We start from the raw sequence: 4,924 nt of genomic DNA, 5'->3' as shown, positions 1-4,924 counted from the left end.
TCCGGTTTCGCTCGCCACTACTCCCGGAATCACGGTTGTTTTGTCATGCCCGGGACCGTGACGGTGCCGGCGGGGGTGGGGTGGGCGGAGCGGTGGCCGGCGAGGGGCGGAATGCCGGAAGCCCCCGGCGGACGGGTCCGTCGGGGGCTTCCGGGAGGGCCGTGGGGGCGCCCGTACGGGGTGTACGGGGCCCCGGCGGTCAGCTGGGCTCGGTCTCGATGACGGCCTTGCGCTCGGCCTCGGTGGTGCCGCGCAGGGCCTTGCCGAGGACCGCGGCGATGTCCTGCGGGGTGACGGCGGTCTTCTCGCCGGTGCCGCGGGTGATCAGGACGCCCTTGAAGGTGTCGCCGCTGAGCCGCTTGATGGCTTCGAGGTCGTAGGTCTCGACCAGCTTGCCGTCGACCACCTTCATGCCGAGGATCTGCGGCAGGGAGCGGCTGGGCCCGAAGGGGATGGACTGGCCGCCCGCGGTGACGACCACGTTGGCGGACATGGCGGGCTTGGCGAACTCCTCCATGGCCCGGTCCAGCTCGGCCTGGTCCACGACGGGCTGCTTGTCGGTGACGGGGACCTCGACGGGCTTGGCGGTGCCCGTCTCGATCTGGGCGCGGTAGGCGTCGGTGACGATCTGCACCGCGCGGTCCACGTCCAGGCCCTGTCCGGCCTTGCCGGGGACGGCGGTGACCTTGCCGGGTTCGAAGACGATGGTGCCCTCGACGGCGGTGCCCGCGGTGCCCGCGAGGGCCTGGAGCGCGGCGCGCAGCTTCTCCTCGTCCACCGGGATCTCGGCCTTGGCCGTGCGGGACTCCCCGAAGAGGGAGCTGATGACCGAGACGGGGTTGTAGTCGCTGCCCGCGGCCCCGCGGACGGTGGCCGCGGTGTCGAGGCGCAGTCCGGCCTTCTCGGGGGCGAGTTCGACCTGCTTGTCGCCGACGAGGAGCTGGAGCGGCGCGGTGGCGCGCTTGCCGAAGCTGCGGTCGAGGGTGCTGACGGCCTCGTCGCGGGTGCCGCCGATGTCCACGCCGAAGACGGTGGTGCCCTTGGGCACGTCGGAGTGGTTCAGCAGCAGTCCGGCGCCGTAGGTGACGCCGAGGAGCGAGACCACGCCGGTGCACATGAGGACCAGCTTGGACCGCTTGCGGACGCCGCCCTTCTTGGGCTCGGGCGCGGGCCGCGGCGGCGGGGCCGGCTCGGCGGCCTCGGGACCCGTGGGGTCCATCGGGTCCATCGGGTTCAGGGGGGCCGTCACGCCGGGGAAGGGCTGCGGGGTGCGGGGCTGGGCGGGGACGCCGTTGGCGGGCGTGCCGGGGGCCAGCTCCGGGCCGGGCCACTGCCGGATGGCGGTGGTGTCGTCGTCGGCGCGGGGAGCGGTGACGGGCATGGTGCCCAGGGCCGGGCCGCCGGTCGGTCCGTTGGGGCCGCCCTGGCCCTGCGGGCCGGGGGCGGGGTAGCCGGCGTGCTGGGGGCCGGGGCCCTGCGGTGCCGGGGGCTGGGGTGCGCCGCCGTAGCCGGGGCCGCCCTGGCCCTGCGGGCCGGGGCCGTAGGAGGCGTTGCGGGCCGCGGGCGCGGCGGGGCCGCCCTGCGGCGCGGCGGGGCGGCCGGGGGCGGTGCCCATGGCGGGGCCGCCGCCGAAGCCGGCCCCGGTGGCCGCGGCGCCCGCGCCGAAGCCCGAACGGGCGCCGGGGGCGGGCGGGCCGGACTGCCGGGTGGGCAGTCCCGCGCGCGGTGGTACGGGAGCGCCGGGCTGCCGGGCGGGCAGTCCGGTGCCGGGGCCCTGGGGCCCGGTTCCGTTGTGCATGTCAGTCCCCCCACTGGTGGCCGGCCCGTTGCCGGCCGGTACGGGAGCCGCAGTGGCTCCTCTGCCGCCGCCCGGGCCGAGTGCCGGGCGCCCGGCGGGTGCGCTCGGGGCCGCCCCCCTGGCGGCCCCGCCCTTCACGGGCGGGGGTCCGGAGCCCCGGCGCGGAGCGAACCAGTCGCTCTGCGGCTCGCCCTGCGGGGCGTCCGCGGGCGCGGGCGCCCCGGATCCGCCCGCGGGCTGGGACGCCGCGGCGGGGGCCGACGGTTCCTTGTCCTCGCCGGCGGACACGGCCTTGCGGACGACGACCGGCGGGATCGGCCGCGAACCCGGGATGTTGATCCGGATCCGGGTCGTCAGCGTGGTCTCCGTCTTGGGGTCGTCCGGCTCCTGGGAGGACGGTGAAGGCTTCGTCATCGCTTGCTCCTCCGGAGCGTCCGCCGCGCCCTCCGACGGGTACCGGCCGGATCCGTACGGCGTGGTACCCGAGGGGTAGGCGGCTCCACCGGACCCCTGGGGCCCGGAGGACGAACTGTCAGTTTCACGACTCAAGGCAGGTTCTCCCGGTTTGCTCCGCCGCCCGTCATTCCGTGCGCGGGCAGCTCGGCGGCGCCGTCCACCATACTGGCCGCCGCCGGGGCACAACTGACCGCCGGGGGAAGAGGGGTTCCGGCGGGTGCCCCGCGGACGCGGGGCGAAGGGGGCGCGCAACCCCCGGCCCGGGACCCGTCATCGGCCCCGGGGCCCTGTCACCGGCCCGCGCCGTTGGCCGGATCCGGACGCCCTACGGGCCCCTGAAGGGTGGCACACATCACAGCCGCCAGGATGCCGCCGACCATGAACACGTAGGTGCCGGTGGCCGGGGCGTAGAGGTTGTCACCCTCGGGCCGGGGGGTGAGGAAGACCACGAGGACGGCCAGCCAGCCGAGGCCCGCGGCGCCGACGCCGAGGGGGCCCCGCAGGGCGATCCGGGCGCCGAGGAAGCAGGCGGCCGTGGCGACGAGCGCGAGCAGCAGTCCGGCGGGCGGCCAGGCTCCGAGCACGAGTCCGCCGGCCAGGCCGACGGCGGCGCCGAGGAGGACCAGGAGGAGGAAGAGGGCGATCCCGCGGACGCTGGGCGGACGGGTCATCAGTCCTCCGGGGCCCTGGGGCGGCGTGGACTTGACGGGCGGCGCCGGGCGCGCGGCGGGGGCGGTGGTGCGGCGGGCCGGTCGGCGGCCCTTGCCGTTGCCGCCGCTCACGCGCCGGTCCCGGCGAAGAGGTCGTGCTCCCGTTCGCCGGCGGGCGCGCCGGAGGCGCCCCGCACCAGCTCGTAGTACTCGCGGTCCAGGAGGGGCTGACCGAGGTCGTTGGAGAGCGCGAAGAAGGGGCCGTCGACGGCGATCTGGGTGGCGTGCGCGCGCATCGCGGCGGCCTTGGCCGCGCGGTGCCGGGTGTCGCCGGGCTCCTCGCCGATCTCGGCCGTGACCTGCGCGTCGGGGACCACGCCGGGGACGTCGTCCACGGCGGCGACGCCGGGGAAGGGGCCGTCCTCGCCGTGGGCGCGCAACCGGGCGAAGCCCTCCTCGACCACGGAGCGGGGGACGCGGTTCCAGTAGATCTTGGCGATCGTGTGGGGGGCGCCGAGGTCGGGGCGGAAGTCCGGGTCGGCGGCGAGCTCGGCGGCGCGCATGGCGACCCGGTGGGCCTGGATGTGGTCGGGGTGCCCGTAACCGCCGTCGGGGTCGTAGGTGACGAGCACCTGCGGGCGGACCTCGCGGACCACCTCGACCAGCGGGGCGGCCGCCTCGTCCACGTCGGCGGCCCAGAAGGCACCCTCGCGGTGGTTCTGGGGCAGGCCCATCATCCCGGAGTCCCGGTAGCGGCCGGGGCCGCCCAGGAAACGGTGGTCGGTGACGCCCAGCTCGGCCATGGCGGCGGCGAGCTCGCCGGTGCGGTGGGCGCCCAGGGTGTCGTCCCGGTCGGCGGTCAGGTGGGCCAGGTCGGACGGGATGACCTCGCCCTCTTCGCCGAGGGTGCAGGTGACCAGGGTCACCCGGGCACCCTCGGCCGCGTACTTGGCCATGGTGACGCCGTTGTTGATCGACTCGTCGTCGGGGTGCGCGTGCACCAGGAGCAGACGACGGGCGGGAAGACCGTTCATGGGCACAGCCTAGGCCGTGTCCTCGGGCTCCCGCCCTGGGTGCCGCTCCGGGGCGCGCGGCGTCGCCCCAGGGGCGCACCGCCGGCCGGTGTCAGAGGTCGAGGCTGCCGATCATCCCGGCCACGCTGTTGGTGAGCTGCTTCATGGTGGGGGCGATGGAGGAGCTGGCCAGGTAGAACCCCAGCAGGACGCAGACGAACGCGTGCCCTGCCTTGAGTCCTGCTTTGCGGACCAGCAGGAAGACGACGATCGCCAGCAGCACCACCGCCGAAATCGAGAGTGCCACGGCGGTCACCTCCACATCTGTTCGCTTGCCCGGACGGCCTGACGGAACTTCTGAGCACGTGGCGGAGTCATACCCACGTGCGCCCTGCGCTACGGATCATAACTATCCGTGCGGACGCATTCTTCAGTCGCACCGAAGCATCTTGGGGGCGCACGGGATTTCTGGGGTGGGGCGCGCGAATCGGGGCCAGGCGCCCCTGTTTTCAGGCGTGTTGGCCACGAGCTGGGCCAACACGCGGGAACCGGCCGGGATTTGGATGATCCCGACCGGTCTCACGGCACCCGCACGGCCGTACGCGGACCAGCCTGGCGGCCTCGCATCACCGTCCGGCAACGTCGAAGTTGCCCACACGTTAACCAAGTTGGCGTGAAATCGATCACTCGCGGCCGGATCGCGGGGAGCTCCGGGGTGCCGCGCCGAGCAGGCTCTCGGAGGCGGTGGCACACCGCTCGGCGAGCCGTTCGACGCAGTCCCGGAGCTCGGCCGCCCCGGGTCCGGCGGGGTCGAGGGCGGCCGCGGCGGCGGCCAGCCGACCGGCGCGCTCCCGCAACACGAGCCCGCGCGCCCGCAGTCCGGCGGCCGGGACCGGCGGCGGCGCGGCGCGTCCGTCCCGGCCCCCGCCGCCCCGGGCCGGGCCTTCGCCGAGATGTATGTCCCCCGCTTCGGCCCCACCTGGCGCAAACCCGTCCTGGAGGGCACC

At 75.6% G+C, this 4,924-nt stretch carries 5 protein-coding genes; all 5 read right to left on the bottom strand.

Going from position 1 to position 4,924, the window contains the following annotated elements:
- Positions 1-199: 199 nt before the first annotated feature.
- Entirely contained in the window at positions 200-2,347 is a 2,148-nt protein-coding gene (locus tag ABTZ17_RS36310) for a peptidoglycan binding domain-containing protein (RefSeq protein ID WP_502994986.1), read from the bottom strand.
- A gap of 197 nt (positions 2,348-2,544) precedes the next feature.
- Positions 2,545-3,036 (bottom strand): DUF6113 family protein, encoded by a 492-nt coding sequence (locus tag ABTZ17_RS36305; RefSeq protein ID WP_352200091.1) that lies wholly within the window; start codon positions 3,034-3,036, stop codon positions 2,545-2,547.
- Positions 3,033-3,938: an N-acetyl-1-D-myo-inositol-2-amino-2-deoxy-alpha-D-glucopyranoside deacetylase gene (mshB, locus tag ABTZ17_RS36300; protein ID WP_352200090.1), complete on the bottom strand. Its 906-nt coding sequence runs from the start codon at positions 3,936-3,938 to the stop codon at positions 3,033-3,035. The genes ABTZ17_RS36305 and mshB overlap by 4 nt, the downstream gene beginning before the upstream one ends.
- Positions 3,939-4,029: 91 nt before the next feature.
- The gene (locus ABTZ17_RS36295) at positions 4,030-4,224 is read right to left on the bottom strand and encodes a hypothetical protein (protein WP_352200089.1); all 195 of its coding nucleotides are present in this window, start codon (positions 4,222-4,224) and stop codon (positions 4,030-4,032) included.
- A 376-nt stretch (positions 4,225-4,600) separates the two neighbouring features.
- The gene (locus ABTZ17_RS36290; RefSeq protein WP_352200088.1) at positions 4,601-4,777 is read right to left on the bottom strand and encodes a hypothetical protein; all 177 of its coding nucleotides are present in this window, start codon (positions 4,775-4,777) and stop codon (positions 4,601-4,603) included.
- Positions 4,778-4,924 lie beyond the last annotated feature (147 nt).

Source organism: Streptomyces sp. NPDC097619, from assembly GCF_040302735.1.
GTDB lineage: Bacteria > Actinomycetota > Actinomycetes > Streptomycetales > Streptomycetaceae > Streptomyces.
This window is presented reverse-complemented; position numbering and strand designations above follow the sequence as displayed.